Genomic DNA, 255 nt, shown 5'->3' on the forward strand with positions numbered 1-255 from the left:
TTTCGCGCTGTTTCTTCGCAGTCTCCAGGCGCTTGGCAGCAGCCTCATACATGCGCATTTCAGTGGCCAGCGCGGTCTGGAGCTTGGCCAGGTTGTCGGTCCTGATTTTGTTCATGTTGTCGGTGTGCCGCTTCTCGGCCGCTTCCTGGGCCTCGGCTGCGGCAGCCTGGTCAGCTGTCATCTGCTGCAGCGCCTCGCGGTACTCGCGAGCACGCTTGGCCGCTGCCAGGGCCTCATTGCTCACCGGTGCGGTGG

The 255-nt window shown here is 63.9% G+C and carries 1 protein-coding gene; it reads right to left on the bottom strand.

What is annotated here, in order from left to right; translation table 11 throughout:
* On the bottom strand, positions 1-255 hold a 255-nt coding region (locus L6D89_RS32555; protein WP_236202361.1), incomplete at both ends, for a hypothetical protein.

This window comes from Pseudomonas pseudonitroreducens (genome assembly GCF_021603645.1).
Taxonomy (GTDB): Bacteria; Pseudomonadota; Gammaproteobacteria; order Pseudomonadales; family Pseudomonadaceae; genus Pseudomonas; species Pseudomonas pseudonitroreducens.